Annotated in this window: 13 protein-coding genes; 9 read left to right on the top strand and 4 right to left on the bottom strand. The window is 69.7% G+C overall.

Annotation, left to right across the window (positions count from 1 at the left end; genetic code table 11):
- The first annotated feature begins 171 nt into the window (after positions 1-171).
- From ORI60_RS22360 to ORI60_RS22345, 4 genes are all read left to right on the top strand, one after another.
- The gene (locus ORI60_RS22360; protein ID WP_266038035.1) at positions 172-1,872 is read left to right on the top strand and encodes a S8 family serine peptidase; all 1,701 of its coding nucleotides are present in this window, start codon (positions 172-174) and stop codon (positions 1,870-1,872) included.
- A gap of 168 nt (positions 1,873-2,040) precedes the next feature.
- Entirely contained in the window at positions 2,041-2,757 is a 717-nt protein-coding gene (locus ORI60_RS22355; protein ID WP_266038015.1) for a MerR family transcriptional regulator, read from the top strand.
- A 53-nt stretch (positions 2,758-2,810) separates the two neighbouring features.
- Positions 2,811-4,268 (top strand): alpha/beta hydrolase, encoded by a 1,458-nt coding sequence (locus ORI60_RS22350; RefSeq protein WP_266038016.1) that lies wholly within the window; start codon positions 2,811-2,813, stop codon positions 4,266-4,268.
- A 127-nt stretch (positions 4,269-4,395) separates the two neighbouring features.
- The gene (locus ORI60_RS22345; RefSeq protein ID WP_323055915.1) at positions 4,396-5,184 is read left to right on the top strand and encodes a chitosanase; all 789 of its coding nucleotides are present in this window, start codon (positions 4,396-4,398) and stop codon (positions 5,182-5,184) included.
- A gap of 52 nt (positions 5,185-5,236) precedes the next feature.
- Here the strand turns inward: ORI60_RS22345 and ORI60_RS22340 are convergent, their stop codons facing one another.
- Positions 5,237-8,167, bottom strand: coding sequence for a glycine--tRNA ligase (locus tag ORI60_RS22340; RefSeq protein WP_266039802.1), 2,931 nt, complete (start codon positions 8,165-8,167; stop codon positions 5,237-5,239).
- A 232-nt stretch (positions 8,168-8,399) separates the two neighbouring features.
- Complete coding sequence (locus ORI60_RS22335; RefSeq protein WP_266039786.1) at positions 8,400-8,780, bottom strand: hypothetical protein; 381 nt, start codon at positions 8,778-8,780, stop codon at positions 8,400-8,402.
- A 4-nt stretch (positions 8,781-8,784) separates the two neighbouring features.
- Here ORI60_RS22335 and ORI60_RS22330 point away from each other — a divergent pair, with 4 nt between their 5' ends.
- The 4 genes from ORI60_RS22330 to ORI60_RS22315 all read left to right on the top strand — a co-directional run bounded on the left by ORI60_RS22330 (position 8,785) and on the right by ORI60_RS22315 (position 12,833).
- Positions 8,785-10,206: an LCP family protein gene (locus ORI60_RS22330; RefSeq protein ID WP_266039785.1), complete on the top strand. Its 1,422-nt coding sequence runs from the start codon at positions 8,785-8,787 to the stop codon at positions 10,204-10,206.
- A 116-nt stretch (positions 10,207-10,322) separates the two neighbouring features.
- Positions 10,323-10,808, top strand: coding sequence for a helix-turn-helix domain-containing protein (locus ORI60_RS22325; RefSeq protein ID WP_266039784.1), 486 nt, complete (start codon positions 10,323-10,325; stop codon positions 10,806-10,808).
- A 77-nt stretch (positions 10,809-10,885) separates the two neighbouring features.
- Positions 10,886-12,133, top strand: a complete 1,248-nt coding sequence (locus tag ORI60_RS22320; RefSeq protein WP_266039782.1) for a MurT ligase domain-containing protein — start codon at positions 10,886-10,888, stop codon at positions 12,131-12,133.
- Positions 12,126-12,833 (top strand): type 1 glutamine amidotransferase, encoded by a 708-nt coding sequence (locus ORI60_RS22315; RefSeq protein ID WP_266039781.1) that lies wholly within the window; start codon positions 12,126-12,128, stop codon positions 12,831-12,833. Before ORI60_RS22320 ends, ORI60_RS22315 begins: the two co-directional genes overlap by 8 nt.
- On the opposite strand, the gene ORI60_RS22310 is transcribed toward ORI60_RS22315, so the two are convergent.
- Complete coding sequence (locus ORI60_RS22310) at positions 12,799-13,392, bottom strand: TetR/AcrR family transcriptional regulator (protein ID WP_363842708.1); 594 nt, start codon at positions 13,390-13,392, stop codon at positions 12,799-12,801. The two genes, ORI60_RS22315 and ORI60_RS22310, sit on opposite strands and share 35 nt — an antisense overlap.
- Before the next feature lie 115 nt (positions 13,393-13,507).
- On the opposite strand from ORI60_RS22310, the gene ORI60_RS22305 reads away from it, so the two are divergent.
- Positions 13,508-14,974 carry a flavin-containing monooxygenase gene (locus ORI60_RS22305; RefSeq protein ID WP_266039780.1) on the top strand — a complete coding sequence of 489 codons (1,467 nt, stop codon included), beginning with the start codon at positions 13,508-13,510 and terminating at the stop codon, positions 14,972-14,974.
- A 1-nt stretch (position 14,975) separates the two neighbouring features.
- Here the strand turns inward: ORI60_RS22305 and ORI60_RS22300 are convergent, their stop codons facing one another.
- The gene (locus tag ORI60_RS22300) at positions 14,976-16,010 is read right to left on the bottom strand and encodes a zinc-dependent alcohol dehydrogenase family protein (protein ID WP_266039779.1); all 1,035 of its coding nucleotides are present in this window, start codon (positions 16,008-16,010) and stop codon (positions 14,976-14,978) included.
- Positions 16,011-16,101: the final 91 nt, after the last annotated feature.

The raw sequence follows: 16,101 nt of genomic DNA, 5'->3' as shown, positions 1-16,101 counted from the left end.
GCTCCGCTTCCGATCGGCTACAGTTCGATTCCGTACGAAAGGCGCTGATGCGCGGCGAATTTTCGTGTCAGTGTGTCCAACTTGGGCGGCAATCGGGGGCCGCACCATGTTGTTGGATCCAGCCCTGACCGGGTGTGAGGAGACAGCTAGGTGAGAACGCGCAGAACCGTGATGGCGGTGGCGGCAACGGTGTCGCTGATCGCCGCGGGCACTTCGGCGGCGGGGGCCGCTCCGGCCACCACAGGGCCGACCACGGAGTACACCGTCCTTCTGGAAGAACCCGGTAACCGCGACTTCGCGATCGACGCCGTGGAAGCGGCGGGCGGCGAGGTCGTGCGGAGCAACGACGCCGTCGGCCTGCTGACGGTCAAGGCGCCCGCGAACGGCTTCGCGGAGAAGGTTTCCGCTTCGAGCGCGATCGTCGGTGCCGCTCGGACCAAGCCGATCGGGCACGCGCCCGCGGCGAAGGCCGAGAAGGTCAAGCGGGACAACGTCGAGAAGGAGAACAAGACCGAGAAGCCGAACAAGGCGCCCGCGCAGTCGGGCTCGACGGCCGGCATGGACCCGCTCGACGGGGACCTGTGGGGCCTGAACCTCGTTCGCTCCAACATCGCGCGGGCCAAGCAGGCCGGCGACAAGCGCGTGTACGTCGGTGTTCTCGACACCGGTGTGGACGGTTCCCACCCGGACATCGCGCCGAACTTCAACAACGAGCTCTCGCGCAACTTCACCGTCGACATCCCGAACGACTCCGACGGTGGCCTGTTCGACGGCCCGTGTGAGTTCCGCGGTTGCGTCGACCCGGCGAACTGGGACGACGGCGGCCACGGCACGCACGTCGCCGGCACCATCGGCGCCGCTGCCAACGGCTTCGGCATCTCCGGTGTCGCACCGGGCGTGTCGCTCGTCAACATCCGCGGCGGCCAGGACGCGGGCTCGTTCTTCCTGCAGCCCGTCGTCGACGCCATCACCTACGGCGCCGACATCGGCCTGGACGTCATCAACATGTCGTTCTACGTCGACCCCTGGTACATGAACTGCGCCAACGACCCCACGGCCTCGGCCGAGGAGCAGCTGGAGCAGCGCACGATCATCGCGACCGTGCAGCGCGCGCTGAACTACGCGCACCGCAAGGGCGTCACGCTGATCGGTGCCGGTGGCAACAACCACGAGGACCTCGGCAAGCCGCGCCAGGACACCGTGAGCCCGAACTACCCGCCGGGCCACAACCGCACGCGTCCGGTCGACAACGCGACGTGCCTCAACCTCCCGACCGAGGGCAACCACGTCATCTCGGTGTCGTCGCTCGGCCCGTCGACGAACAAGGCCGACTACTCGAACTACGGCGTCGAGCAGACCGCGGTCTCGGCCCCCGGTGGCTACTTCCGCGACTACTTCGGCACGCCGTGGTACCGCACCAACGAGAACATGATCCTGTCGACCTACCCGCGCAACGTCGCTCTCGCCGAGGGCAACATCGACGAGGCCGGCAACATCACCGACATCGGTCTGGGCGCGGGCGTGAAGAAGGCCGTGCAGGGCGACAAGGTGGGCTACTACCAGTACCTGCAGGGCACCTCGATGGCCGCCCCGCACGCCGCTGGTGTCGCCGCGCTGATCGTCAGCCAGTACGGCAAGAAGGACAAGAAGAACGCCGGCCTGACCCTCGACCCCGACAAGGTCGAGAAGGTGCTCTACAAGACCGCGACGCAGCGCGCCTGCCCGAACCCGCGCACCGTGTCGTACGTCAACGTGGGCCGCACGCCGGAGTTCGACGCCACCTGTGAGGGTGACGCGAAGTTCAACGGCTTCTACGGTCACGGCATCGTGGACGCGTACGGCGCGGTCACCCGTGGTGGCCAGTTCCTGTAAGTCCTTGTAACGCGACAAAAGGCCCCTGGTGTCTTGCCGGGGGCCTTTTGCGTGCGACGAAAGTGGACTCTCCGCCCAACCTTCGTCTGAACGTTGCGGACCGCCTTGACCGTGCCGTAGCGGCATGGTTTCAACTGGGTCCTGTCAGCAACCGGGGAGGAGGACGTCGTGGCGTGGAGCACCAGTCAGCTGGCCGATCTCGCCGGCACGACGTTGCGCACGATCCGGCACTACCACGACGTGGGCCTGCTCGCCGAGCCGGAACGCCGCGCCAACGGCTACAAGAGCTACGGCGTGCCCCATCTCGTGCGGGTGCTGAGGATCAAGCGCCTCACCGATCTCGGGTTGTCGCTGACGCAGATCGCGGAGCTCGGCGACGGGGACGAACATCCCGGTGAGGCGCTGCGCGCCCTCGACGCCGAGCTGGGCACGACGATCGAGCGCCTGCAACGGATCAGGGCCGAGCTGGCACTGGTCCTGAGCCAGGAGACGCCGACCGACCTGCCGCCGGACGTCGCGGCGATGATCGAGAACGCGGACCTGTCTCCGCAGGACCGCGCGTTCACCGTCGTGCTGGCCCAGCTGCTCTCGCCGGAGACGCTGGCCAAGTACGCCGGGACGCTCGATGGCTACTCGCGGCATCCGGCGGTGGTCGCGTTCGACACCCTGCCGGAGGACGCGGACGAGGAGACCCGGCAGCGGGTGGCGGACGCCATGCGCGAGATGCCGTACATGGCTCAGATCCGCGCCGCGTTCCCGGATCCGGCCGGTCTGTGGAGCGACGCCCCGCGAGGCGTGGAGCACGCGCGGCGGACGGTCGTGAAGGTCCTGGTCGAGCTCTACAACAAGGCGCAGCTGGACGTTCTCGTCCGCATGGGCGCCTGATTCTCATTGGTCTGACGTGCCGAGGGGGCACGTCGTCGGGGAGGTATTTGCTAATGCGAAAAACGATGTCGCTGGCCGCGGTGGTGACCGCGGCGGCAGCGCTGGTGATCACACCGGGGGTGTCGTCGGCGGCGCCGGTCACGGAGATCAAGTGGGCGGCGTGCCCGTCCGACGTGGCCATGCCCGGTCTCGAGTGCGGGACCCTGCAGGTGCCGCTCGACTACCGCAAGCCGCAGGGCCGCAAGACCGAGGTGATGATCTCGCGGCTGGCCAGCAAGAACCCGGAGAAGCGCAAGGGGATCCTGCTGACCAACCCCGGCGGGCCGAGCGAGGGCCTGACTTTCCCGTTCTTGTTGAAGACGCTGGGACTGCCGCAGAGCGTGCAGGACGCATACGACGTCATCGGCATGGACCCGCGTGGCATCGGTTACAGCTCACCGTCCACGTGCGACATGACCGAGGAGCAGATGGCGGACGGCAGCGTGCCGCCGTACGCCAACAACTCCGCCGACGTGCGCCAGCGCGCCGACGAGGTGAAGAAGATCGCCGAGCAGTGCCTCAGGTCGTCCACGGCCGACGAACTGCCGTACAACACGACCCAGAACATCGCGCGTGACCTGGACACGGTCCGTGCGGCGCTGGGCGAGAAGAAGGCGTCGTTCCTCGGGTACTCCTACGGTTCGTACCTGGGTTCGGTGTACGCCACGCTGTTCCCGAAGACGTCCGACCGCGTCGTGATCGACAGCAACCTGCCGAAGACCGGCTGGGACGTCGAGGGCGGCAGGCTGATGGGCCGCGGCGTCGAGGACACGTTCCCCGACTTCGCGAAGTGGGCCGCGGCGCACCCGGAGTACGGCCTGGGCACGACGCCGCAGCAGGTGCGCGCCAAGTTCTTCGACCTCGCCGCACGCCTCGACCAGAAGCCCTCGGTGGAGGGCTACGACGGCAAGCTGTTCCGGTTCGGCACCTTCACGGCGCTCTACGCCACCGGTGACGCGGCCTTCTCGCAGCTCGCGGCCTCCTGGAAGGCCTTCGACACCGGCCAGCCGCAGCCGCCGCAGGAGTACCCGGAGGTCCCGCGCGTCCAGGCCCTCCTGGCGGGACGCCTGCACGTGATCTGCGGTGACTCCGCCTGGCCGTCGTCGGTCGGCACGTACGAGCGCAACGTGGCGATCGACCGCGTCCGCCACCCGATGTTCGGCGCGGCCGCCGCGAACATCCAGCCGTGCGCGTTCTGGCCGAAGCCGGTGGAGAAGCAGGTCCTGCCGTCCGACCGGGGCCCGCGCAACGTGCTGCTGGTGCAGAACGAACGCGACCCCGCGACACCGCTGGCCGGTGCCCTGTCGACGCGTCGCGCGTTCGGTGACAGGGCCGCGATCCTGACCGTCGACCAGGGCGGCCACGGCACGTACGTGGTCGGCAAGAACAAGTGCGCCAACGACAAGGTCACCGAGTACCTGCTCGGCGGCCAGCGTCCGAACGACACGAAGTGCGCGGCTGAGACCAGCTGACGACCGGCAGGGGCCGGCTCGCGTCCCGCGGGCCGGCCCTTCGCAAATTCGTAAACACTCTTGCCGATGAAGGTCCGGACCCCTTACCGTTGCCGCACCGCCGCCCGGGACACCCCGGGAGGAACGCGTGAAGATCTCAGGCCGCATCGCGGCCGCGGTTCTCACCTGCGTCGCGCTCGCCACCGCGACGACGGGAACCGCTCAGGCAGCCGACCTGAACGACCCGCGCATGAAGGACATCGCGATGCAGATCGTGTCCAGCGCGGAGAACTCGTCCACGAACTGGCGCGCCCAGTTCGGCTACATCGAGGACATCGACGACGGCCGCGGCTACACCGCCGGCATCATCGGCTTCTGCAGCGGCACGGGAGACATGCTCGACCTCGTCGAGCTGTACAAGCAGCGCAAACCCGGCAACGTGCTGGAGAAGTACCTCCCCGCGCTGCGCAGGGTGAACGGCACCGACTCGCACGCCGGACTGGATCCCAACTACACCAAGGACTGGAAGACAGCGGCCAAGGACTCCGTCTTCAAGGCTGCGCAGGAGTCCGAGCGCGACCGCGTGTACTTCAACCCGGCCCTGCGCCAGGCCAAGGCCGACGGCGTGCGCGCCCTGGGCCAGTTCGCCTACTACGACGCGATCGTCATGCACGGCGACGGCTGGGGCAGCCTGGACTTCTCCGGCATCCGCAAACGCGCGCTGGCCAAGGCGAAGCCCCCGTCGCAGGGCGGCAACGAGACCACGTGGCTCAACGCCTTCATGGACGCCCGCGTGTGGACCATGAAGCAGGAGCCCGCGCACGAGGACACGACCCGCGTGGACACCGCGCAGCGCGTGTGGCTCAAGGCGGGCAACCTCGACCTGAACACACCGCTGAGGTGGAAGGTCTACGGCCAGAGCTTCGAGATCAAGTAGGCCGGAACGGCGTCTGCGAGTACCGCAGCGGTACTCGCAGACCCCACCCCGGCTAGAGCTGGGTCCAGTCCAGCACCGGCGCCGCGAAGTCGCGGATCGAGGCCAGCAGCCCGAGCCGCGCGGCCTTCACCTTCTCGTCCTCGGCCATCACGAGCACCTCGTCGAAGAACGTGTTGATCGGCCCGGTCAGCCCTTCCGCTGCGGCGAAGAACGCCGCAAGCCCCACGACGTCCCGCGGCACGCCGTCGAACGCCTTGTGCAGCGCCACCTCGGCGGGTTCCGACAGCACCGAGGCGTCGTAGGAGCCCTCGACGGTGGCGGGCACGATCCGCCGCACCCGCTGCAGGGCCGCGGCCAGCGCGTCGAACGACTCGTCGCCCGCCAGCGACTCCAGCTGGGCCAGCGTCTCGTCGGCCAGCACCGGCGAGTCGGCCAGCGGGAGCACCGCCTGCACGAAGCGGTGCTCGTGGCCTGCGTCGAGCAGCGCCTGCTCGTACCGGCGCACCGCGAACTCGCGCGCGGTCTCCAGAGCCTCCGCGGAGACCTCAAGACCTTCGGACGCGAGGGAGAGCGCCACCGGCAGCGTGATCGCCCGCAGGTCCGGGAACGCCCGCAGCACGGTCACCGCGCCGAGAGCCGCGCGGCGCAGGCCGAACGGGTCGGACGAACCGGTCGGCTGCGCGCCGATGCCGAACAGGCCCGCCAGCAGGTCGAAGCGGTCCGCCAGCGACAGCAGCGCACCCGGCACCGACGACGGCAGCGCGTCGCCCGCCGAGCGCGGGAGCTCCATCTCCCACAGCGCCTGGGCGACCTCGGGCGTCTCCCCCGCCCGCACCGCGTACTCACGCGCCATCACACCGGCCAGCGACGACAGCTCGATCACCATCTGCGAGCCGAGGTCGAACTTGGCCAGCGCGCCCGCGCGGTCCAGCGTCTCGCGGTCGACGTCCACGACGCCGGCGAACCGACCGGCCAGCGCGGCGATCCGCGAGGCGCGGTCGGCCATCGAGCCGAGCTTGTCCGCGAACGTCAGCTTCGCGAGACCGGACTTCATCTCGTCCAGCGGCGTCTTGAGGTCCGCGCGCCAGAAGAACGCCGCGTCCTCGTACCGCGCGCGCAGCACGGCCTCGTTGCCCGCCCGCACCAGGTCCGCGTCCACGGCACCGTTCGCCACGGCCACGAAGTGCGGCAGCAGGGTGCCGTCGGCCGACCGCACCGGCAGGTAGCGCTGGTGCTTGCGCATCACGGTGGTGAGGATCTGCCCGGGCAGCTCCAGGTACCGCTCCTCGAACGAACCGAGGATCGGCGTCGGCCACTCGACGAGGTTCGTCACCTCGTCCAGCAGGCCGTCGACCTCGACGACACCGCCGACCGACGCCGCCAGCTCCTGCGCCGCGGCGACGATCGAGGCGGCCCGCGCCGACGAGTCGGCCTCGATGCCGTGCGACCGCAGGAACTCCAGGTAACCGTCCGCCGTGGACACCTCGACGACCGGAGTGCCGGCCGTCCGGTGCACGCGCGTCGACGTGCCCGAGACCAGCGACGACACCGCGACCGGCACCGGGGTCTCGCCCAGCAGCGCGAGCAGCCAGCGGATCGGCCTGGTGAACGACAGCTTCGGGTCGTTCCACTTCATGTTCTTCTCGGCACGCAGGTCCGACACGACCTCGGCCAGCAGCCCGCTCAGCACCTCGACGGCGCCGCGGCCGGCATCGGACTTGGTCAGCGCCACGAACTCGACGCCGTTCTCGACCACGCGCCCCAGCGCCGCCACGTCGACGCCCTGGCCGCGTGCGAAGCCCTGCACGGCCTTGGTCGGGTTGCCCTCGCCGTCGAAGGCGGCGGAGACACGGGGACCGCGCACGGTGCGTTCCGCGTCCGGCTCGCGCGGCGACACCGCGGGCACCAGCACGACGATCCGGCGCGGCGTGCCGTGCACGGTCACCTCGCCGCAGGACAGCCGCGTCGCCGCCAGCTTCGAGGTCACCGCGGCGCGCACCGCGTCGACGGTCCTGCTCACCTCGTGCGGCGGCAGTTCCTCGGTGCCGATCTCGAACAGCAGCGTCGCCGGCGCGACGACGTCCGCGAAGGACGACGGCTTCTCGGCGACGGCCGGGAGCTCCGCCACGCCGAGCGGGTGCCCGAGCTCGGCCCGGCGCTCGGCCCACAGGGCGGCGACCTCGCGCGCCAGTCCGCGCATCCGGCCGAACGCGCGGGCGCGCTCGGTCGTGGAGATCGAGCCGCGCGCGTCGAGCACGTTGAAGATGTGCGAGCACTTCAGCACGAAGCTGTGCGCCGGAACGGGCAGGCGGGCGTCGAGCATGCGCCGGGCCTCGGCCGCGAACTCCTCGAAGAGGCGCTTGTTCGCCTCCACGTCCGCGTCGTCGAGGTAGTACCGCGACATCTCGTACTCGGCCTGGCCGAACGCCTCGCCGTAGGAGATGCCGGGCGCGTAGGCGATCTTCTTGAAGTGGTCGACGCCCTGCAGCGCCATCATGATCCGCTCGATGCCGTAGGTGATCTCCACCGACACCGGGTCCAGCGTCATGCCGCCGGCCTGCTGGAAGTACGTGAACTGGGTGATCTCCAGGCCGTCGAGCCAGACCTCCCAGCCGAGGCCCCAGGCGCCCAGGGCGGGCGAGGCCCAGTTGTCCTCGACGAACCGGACGTCGTGCCCGCGCACGTCGATGCCCAGCGCCTCCAGCGAACCGAGGTAGAGCTCCTGCGGGTCGCCCGGGTCGGGCTTGAGGATCACCTGGAACTGGGTGTGCGTCTGCAGCCGGTTCGGGTTCTCGCCGTAGCGGGCGTCGTCGGGCCGCACGGACGGCTCCACGTAGGCGACGCGCCACGGCTCGGGACCCAGCACCCGCAGCACGGTGGCCGGGTTCAGCGTTCCCGCCCCGACCTCGGTGTTGAACGGCTGCACCACGATGCAGCCTCGGTCGGTCCAGTACTTGGTCAGCGCGAGCAGCGCGTCCTGCATCGTCAACACGGCGACGAGTCTACGAACCCGCCAAAACCGCTGGTCAGGGGGCCTTGATCGGGTGGTCTCCGCCACTGTGCCACCCTGTGCACAACCGAGTGGCGGCCCCGCACGTCTACTTGGTGTACCCGAATGCGCTGAGAGGAGTGGGTGTGGACAACCGGCCGCCGCGGCCGGGAGACCCGAACGGGAATCCCAGGCGACCTTCCGCCACCCCGCGTCCCCAGACGGGTCAGCCCCGCCGCCCGCAGGTGCCGCCGCGCGCCGCCGAGCCGCCGCGCAGGCAGCCCGGAGGAGGCGAACCCCCACGTCGGGAGCCTCCGAAGCGCGTCGAGCCGCCCCGCCGGGAGCCTCCGAAGCGCGTCGAACCGCCCCGCCGCGAGTCAGCGGGCCGCGCCGAACCGCCCCGCCGCGCGACCCCGAGCCGGGAGCCCGCGCGCGCCTCGTCGTCCGCCCCGCGCCCGCGTTCGATCGCCGACCGCCCCACGGTCCGCACCACGCCCGCGAAGGCGAAGGCCGACGCACCCGCTCCCCGGCCGAGGCCCAGGCCCGCACCGGTCCGCGTGCCGAGCAGGACCGAGCGCGGCGCGTCCACCGGCGCCAAGATCTTCATCAGCATGGTGTCCGCGACGATCCTGCTGGTCACCGGCATCGCGTGGCAGAACCTGACCGCGCTGACGGACGGTCTGACCAAGCAGGACCTGAACCTGGCCGACGCGGGCGAGAAGCCCGCCGACGGCGCGATCGACATCCTGCTGGTCGGCATGGACAGCCGCACCGACTCCAAGGGCAACCCGCTGCCGCAGAACATCCTCAACGAACTGCAGGCGGGCGGCACCGACGACGGCGGCTTCAACACCGACACGCTGATCCTGCTGCACATCCCGAACGACAGCGGCAAGGCCTACGCCGTGTCGTTCCCGCGCGACTCCTACGTGAAGATCGCGGGCGGCTTCGGTCGACACAAGATCAACTCCGCCTACGGCTTCGCCAAGAACCAGGCCGCCGAGAAGCTCAAGAACAGCGGCAAGCCCGCGCCCGAGGTCGAGATGGAGTCGCGCAAGGCGGGCGCGAAGAACCTCATCGAGACCGTCCAGACCCTGACCGGCACGACCATCGACCACTACGCCGAGGTCAACCTGGTCGGCTTCTACGACATCACCAAGGCCGTCGGCGGCATCGACGTCTGCCTCAACAACAAGGTGCGCGACAGCTTCTCCGGCGCGAACTTCCCCGCGGGCCCGCAGACCATCGAGGGCAAGAACGCGCTCGCGTTCGTCCGCCAGCGCCACGGCCTGCCGCTGGGCGACCTCGACCGCGTCGTGCGCCAGCAGGTCTTCATGGCGGGTCTCGCCAAGAAGATGCTGTCCGCGGGCGTGCTCACCGACAGCACCAAGCGCAACGACATGATCAAGGCCGTCAGCGGCGCGATCGTGCTCGACGAAGGCTGGGACATCACCAAGTTCGCCCTGCAGATGAAGGACATGACGGGCGGCAACATGACGTTCCAGACGATCCCGACGGGCAACCCCGACCTGCAGACCCCGGAGGACGGCTCCGCGGTCGAGGTGATCGAGTCCGAGGTGCGGGCGTTCGTCAAGAGCCTCGGCAAGGCGCCGGCGTCGTCGAACCCGGCGGACCCGAAGTTCGACAAGGCCTCGGTGACCGTGGACGTCCGCAACGCCTCCGGTCAGCCCGGCCTCGCGGGCGAGGTGCTCCAGTCGCTCGTCGCGAAGGGCTTCACGGGCGGCCAGACGGGCAACGCCGAGGCCATGGCCAAGTCGGTCGTCCGCTACGGCAAGAACGGCGAGGCGGGCGCGGACGCCGTGCAGGAGGCCCTCGGCGGGCTGAAGGTCGAGCAGGACGTCAACGTGCCGGCCGGCGCCGTCCGCGTCTTCCTCGGATCGGACTACTCGGGTCCCGGCGCGCGGGGTTTCGCCGGTTCCGGAGTACTCGCCCTGGACGGTGCGCGCCAGCAACCGGCTGACCCAGCCGCCCCTCAACCCATCTCCGCGGACGGCGTGCGCTGCGTGAACTGATACTCAGAGTAGAGATGTATAGCCCGTTCGGGGGATTCTCCCAGCAAGTTGCGTAAGCGGCGAAGCACTGGCGCCTTCCATCACCGTGAGACCCGCTCACGGGGTGGAGGACCAGGGTGCAAACTGCGAACGGCCAAATCGACACAGTCGCGTACCAGCGCGTGCTCGGTGATGAGATCCGCAGCCTTCGCAAGCAGCGCGGATGGACCCGCAAGGAGCTGAACAAGCGGCTGCAGACCGAGATCTCGCTGCAGACGCTGGCGACCTACGAGCTCGGCACCCGGCAGTGCTCCGTCGTGCGTCTCGTGGAGATTTGTCACGCCCTCGACGTCCCGGCGCACGAGGTCCTCGCCCGCGTGCACGAACGCTTCTTCGGCGACACCCCCGCCGGACATCTGACGTTGAGCCTCACCGCCATCGCCTCGACCGACAACCCGCGGGTGCTGCCACTCAAACGGTGGGCGGCCGGACGGCTGCACGCGCTGCCGCCAGGTGCCTCACCCGACGTTCATCTGGACCTGCCCGCGCTCGAGAACATGGCGCAGCTGTGCCAGCTCCCGACCGTCGAACTCATCCGCATCCTGCGAGCCCTGAGCCGCTAGTTGTACCGAACCTCGTTCACACCAACGCTGGCGGCCGTCCGAAAGGGCCGCACAGCTTCGCCGGTAGCATCGCCGGGGTGAACGATTCCCCCGCCCGCCTCCCCCTGCGCACCGCAGCCGCCGTGAAGCTGGGCAACCTGAGCTCCACGCTGTCCCAGAAGATGGGTCTCGGCGCCGGCGGCATGATCGGCGGCCGGGTTGCGCTGAAGCTCGACCCGCAGGCGCTCAACCGCCTCACCCAGGGCCGCAGGGTCGCCGTCGTGACGGGCACCAACGGCAAGACCACCAGCACGATGATGCTGGCGCGGGCCGTGGGCGCGCTCGGCGAGGTCGCCACGAACCACAGCGGCGCGAACATGCCCGACGGCCACGTCACGGCGCTCTCGAAGCAGCCGGACGCGCCGTACGCCGTGCTGGAGTGCGACGAGGCCTACTTCCCGGCCGTCGCGGGCGCAAGCAACCCGTCCGTCGCGGTCATCCTGAACCTCTCGCGCGACCAGCTCGACCGGGTCGGCGAGGTCCGCACCATCGAGCGGTCGCTGCGCGACGCCGTCAACAAGCTGCAGAACTGCACGATCGTCGCCAACTGCGACGACGTGATGGTGACGAGCGCGGCCTGGAACGCGCCGAAGGTCGTCTGGGTCGCCACCGGCACCGGCTGGCACCACGACTCGGCGAGCTGCCCGCGCTGCGGCAACCCGATCCGCTGGCAGGGCGAGCACTGGCACTGCACGGGCTGCGACCTCGCGCGCCCGCACCCGAACTGGATCACCGCCGACGAGGCGATGATCACGCCGGAGCACCAGAAGCTCGAGCTGCGCCTCACGCTGCCGGGCAAGTTCAACCAGGCCAACGCCGTCATGGCGTCCGCCGCCGCCCACGCGATGGGCGTCCCCGCCGACGAGGCCGTGCGCCGTCTGCGCGGCGTCTCCAACGTGAGCGGCCGCTACCGCACGATCCAGCGGGGTGGCCGCAGCGCGCGCCTGTTGCTCAGCAAGAACCCGGCGGGCTGGAGCGAGACCCTCACGGTCGTCAAGGAGGCCAACCACCCGGCCGTCCTGGTGATCAACGCCCAGGAGGCCGACGGCCGCGACCTGAGCTGGCTGTGGGACGTCCCGTTCGAGCGCCTCCAGGGCCGCACGGTGATCGCGTCCGGCGAACGGGCGACCGATCTCGCCGTCCGCCTGACCTACGCCGAGGTCCAGCACACGATCGTGCCCGACCCGCTGAAGGCCATCGACCAGATGCCGCAGGGGGCGGTCGAGGTCATCGCCAACTACACCGCGTTCCGCGACTTGAATGCCAGGGCTGCCGCTGATGAGTGAGTCGACAATCCAGATCGCGCTCGTGCTGCCGGATCTCCTCGGCACGTACGGCGACTTCGGCAACGCCGTGGTCCTCGAGAAGCGCATGACGTGGCGCGGTATCAAAGCCGAGATCGTGCCGATCAACTACGGCCAGCCGGTGCCGGACTCGTGCGACATCTACGTCGTCGGCGGAGGTGAGGACACCGCGCAGACCCTGGCGGTCAAGCACCTGCGCGAGCACCCCGGCCTGCAGCGCGCCGTCACCAAGAACGCCGTGGTGCTGGGCGTCTGCGCCGGCATCCAGATCTTCGGCGAGAGCTTCACCCGCGCCGACAACGTCACGCACCCCGGCATGGGCCTGATCGACTCGACCTCGCACGCCGGCGGCAGCCGCGCGATCGGCGAGGTCATCGCCGAGCCCGCGGGCGGCCTCTTCGAGGGCGTGCTGACCGGGTTCGAGAACCACCAGGGCCGCACCGTGCTCGGCCCGGCCGCCCGTCCGCTGGCGCACGTCAAGGTCGGCACCGGCAACGACGGCAGCGTCGAGGGCGCCGTCCAGGGGCGGATCCTCTGCACCTACCTGCACGGCCCGGTGCTGCCGCGCAACCCGCAGATCGCGGACCTGCTGATCGAGTGGGCGACGGGCGTGAAGCCCGCGCCGCTGGACCTGCCCGCCGTCAGCGCTATGCGGGCTGAGCGGGTGAAGGCAGCGAGCTGACCGGCACCAGCCGGTCCGCGACACCCGGCCAGATCACGGCCATCACGTAGTCGGTGGCGAGCGCGGGCCCCACAGAGGGCCTGCGCTCCATCCACACCGCGAGGCGTTCCGTCGCGCCGACGACGATCTCGGCGAACGCCTCCGCCTCCAGCGGGTCGATCTCCGGCGTGAACGACGCCAGCACGGCCCCGATCATGTCCGTCTGCTGCTGCCGGATGCCTTCGACCTCTTCCTGCGCCGACGGCACGGCCACGGCCGCCTCCTGCCGCAGCAACGCCCACGACCTGCGGTGCTCGTCGATGAACTCGAAGAACGCCAGCAGCCCGAGCCTCAGGAACTCCTCCGGGCTCGCGGCACCCGCGATCGCGGCAGCCGTCTTCTCCCGCAGCTCTGTGCGCGCACGGTGGATGCAGCCGATGAGCAGGCCTTCCTTCGAGCCGAAGTACTCGTAGAGCATCGGCTTCGAGACGCCCACGCGTTCGGCGATCTCGTCCATGGAGGTGGCCAGATAACCCTGTTCGGCGAAGATCTCCTCAGCGACGGCGAGCATCTGGGCCATGCGCTGGGCCTTGGGCATGCGGCGCCGTGGAGCAGTCACAATTGGAGTCTACCGCTCGTAACTTACTCGGGGTAACCTACTGCGAAGTAGCTACCGCGAGCGGAGGGACTTCCCCATGCACCGAGAGACGAAAGTGCTCGTCATCGGCACCGGCTTCTCCGGCCTCGGCATGGCCATCGAGCTGAAGCGCCGCGGTGAGCACGACTTCGTGGTGCTGGAGAAGGCGGCCGACCTCGGCGGCACCTGGCGGGACAACTCCTACCCGGGCTGCGCGTGTGACGTGCCGTCGCACATGTACTCGTTCTCGTTCGAGATGAACCCGAAGTGGTCGCGGATGTTCGCGCGGCAGGGCGAGATCTTCGACTACCTGCAGCGCGTCGCCGAGAAGTACCGGCTGCGGCCGCACATCCGGTTCAACACCAAGGTCTCCGGCGCGCAGTGGGACGACGAGGCCAAGCGCTGGAACGTCACGACCGAACAGGGCGACACCTACACGGCACAGGCACTGGTCGCGGGCGTCGGCGCGCTGCACATCCCGAACGTCCCGGAGCTGCCGGGCATCGAGAACTTCAGCGGCAAGGCGTTCCACTCGGCGCAGTGGGACCACGACCACGACCTGACGGGCAAGCGCGTCGCCGTCATCGGCACGGGCGCGTCCGCGATCCAGTTCGTGCCGAAGATCGCCGGCCAGGTCGCGTCGATGAAGATCTTCCAGCGCACGCCGCCGTGGATCATGCCGAAGGCCGACCGCGAGATCAACGGCTGGGAGCAGAAGCTCTTCCGCGCCTTGCCCTTCACGCAACGGGCCTACCGCAACTTCGTGTACTGGACCCGCGAGTCGTCGGCGCTGGGCTTCGCGGTCAACCCGAAGATCATGCAGTTCGCGCAGGGCATCGCGTTGCGGCACATGAAGAAGCAGGTGCCGGACCCGGCGTTGCGCAGGAAGCTGAAGCCCGACTACACCATGGGCTGCAAGCGCGTGCTGATCTCCAACGACTTCTACCCCGCGCTGGGCAACCCGAACGTCGACCTGGTGACGGACAAGGTCTCCGAGGTCCGGGAGAAGTCCATCGTGGACAGTGCGGGCGTCGAGCACGAGGTCGACGTCATCATCTACGGCACCGGGTTCCACGTCGTCGACTCGTTCGACTACCTGGACATCCAGGGCAAGGGCGGCGTCGACCTCGCGAAGCAGTGGCGCCAGGAGGGCATCGAGACCTACTACGGCATCACGGTCTCGGGCTTCCCCAACCTGTTCTTCCTGCTGGGCCCCAACACCGGACTCGGGCACAACTCGGTCGTGTTCATGATCGAGTCCCAGATCCGGTACATCTCGCAGTGCCTCCAGCTCCTCGACAAACACCGCGCAGCGGAGCTGGACGTGCGGGTGGAGGCCCAGCAGGAGTTCAACGCGGAGCTCCAGAAGAAGCTCACCAAGGGCGTGTGGACCCAGGGCGGCTGCAAGAGCTGGTACCTCGACGCGCAGGGCGTGAACCGCACCGTGTGGCCGGGGTTCACCTGGCGGTACTGGATGCGGACCAAGCGCGTGCGCGCCGAGGACTACGTGCTCACTGCCAAATGATTCACGGCTGCACGATGACCTTCAGGGCGGTCCGCTCGTCCATCGCCTGGTAGCCCAGCGCGACGTCGTCGAGCGGGACCGTCCGGTCGAAGACGGGCCCGGGGTCGATCCGCCCGGCGAGCACGTCGGCCAGCAGCTCCGGCAGGTACGCCCGCACGGGGGCGACACCGCCGCCGATGGCGATGTTGCGGCCGAACAGCTTGCCCAGCGGCAGCCCCGGCATCTCGTGCGGCACGCCGACGTAGCCGATCCGGCCGCCGTCGCGGACGATGCCCATCGCGGTCTCCCACGACTGCTCGGTGCCGACGCACTCCAGCACCGCGGAGGCGCCGAGCCCGCCGGTCATCTCCTTGATCCGCTCGATCGCGGCCTCACCGCGTTCGGCGACCTGGTCGGTGGCGCCGAAGAGCCTCGCGATCTTGGCCCGGTCCTCGTGGCGGCCCATGGCGATGATCCGCTCGGCGCCGAGCCGCTTGGCCGCGAGCACGCCGCACAGCCCGACAGCGCCGTCGCCGACGACCGCGACCGTGCTGCCGGGGCCGACACCCGCGCCCACGGCGGCGTGGTGTCCGGTGCCCATGACGTCGCTCAGGCTCAGGAACGCGGGCAGCAGCGACGCCGGCGCGTCCGCGGGGACCCGGACCAGCGTGCCGTCGGCCTGCGGCACGCGCACGGCCTCGCCCTGGCCGCCGTCGCTGCCCTTGCTGCCCCAGAAGCCGCCGCTGCGGCAGGACGTCTGCAGGCCGGCCTGGCAGTACGCGCACGTGCCGTCGCTCCACACGAACGGCGCGATGACGCGGTCGCCGACGTTGACGGTGCGGACCTCGCTGCCGACCTCCTCGACGATGCCGAGGAACTCGTGCCCGATCCGCTGCCCGTCCGCGCGCTTGGCCACGCCCCGGTACGCCCACAGGTCGCTACCGCAGATGCACGCGAGCTCGACCCGGACGACGACGTCGGTGGCCTCCTGGACGGCCGCGTCCGGCACCTCCTCGACTCGGATGTCTCGGGTGCCGTAGATCGTCGTAGCCCGCACCGGGCGCCTCCTCTGCCTCGTTGCCCAACCGTTGCATCGTGCTCCTGTCCCGGTGTTCCCGCCGAATCGGGACGCTGTGGAATTGCTTACT

Origin of the sequence: Lentzea sp. NEAU-D7, assembly GCF_026242055.1 — a bacterium.
Classification (GTDB): Bacteria; Actinomycetota; Actinomycetes; order Mycobacteriales; family Pseudonocardiaceae; genus Lentzea.
Note: the sequence above shows the minus strand (reverse complement) of the source record. Positions and strands in the feature narration are given on the sequence as shown.

What these genes read in the sequence shown, in the direction of transcription:
- ORI60_RS22360 (WP_266038035.1), top strand. Translation starts at nt 172, where the DNA reads ATGGCGGTGGCGGCAACGGTGTCGCTGATCGCCGCGGGCACTTCGGCG.
- ORI60_RS22350 (WP_266038016.1), top strand. Translation starts at nt 2,811, where the DNA reads ATGCGAAAAACGATGTCGCTGGCCGCGGTGGTGACCGCGGCGGCAGCG.
- ORI60_RS22340 (WP_266039802.1), bottom strand. Translation starts at nt 8,167, where the DNA reads ATGCAGGACGCGCTGCTCGCGCTGACCAAGTACTGGACCGACCGAGGC.
- ORI60_RS22335 (WP_266039786.1), bottom strand. Translation starts at nt 8,780, where the DNA reads ATGAAGATCTTGGCGCCGGTGGACGCGCCGCGCTCGGTCCTGCTCGGC.
- ORI60_RS22330 (WP_266039785.1), top strand. Translation starts at nt 8,785, where the DNA reads ATGGTGTCCGCGACGATCCTGCTGGTCACCGGCATCGCGTGGCAGAAC.
- ORI60_RS22315 (WP_266039781.1), top strand. Translation starts at nt 12,126, where the DNA reads ATGAGTGAGTCGACAATCCAGATCGCGCTCGTGCTGCCGGATCTCCTC.
- ORI60_RS22310 (WP_363842708.1), bottom strand. Translation starts at nt 13,392, where the DNA reads ATGGCCCAGATGCTCGCCGTCGCTGAGGAGATCTTCGCCGAACAGGGT.
- ORI60_RS22305 (WP_266039780.1), top strand. Translation starts at nt 13,508, where the DNA reads ATGCACCGAGAGACGAAAGTGCTCGTCATCGGCACCGGCTTCTCCGGC.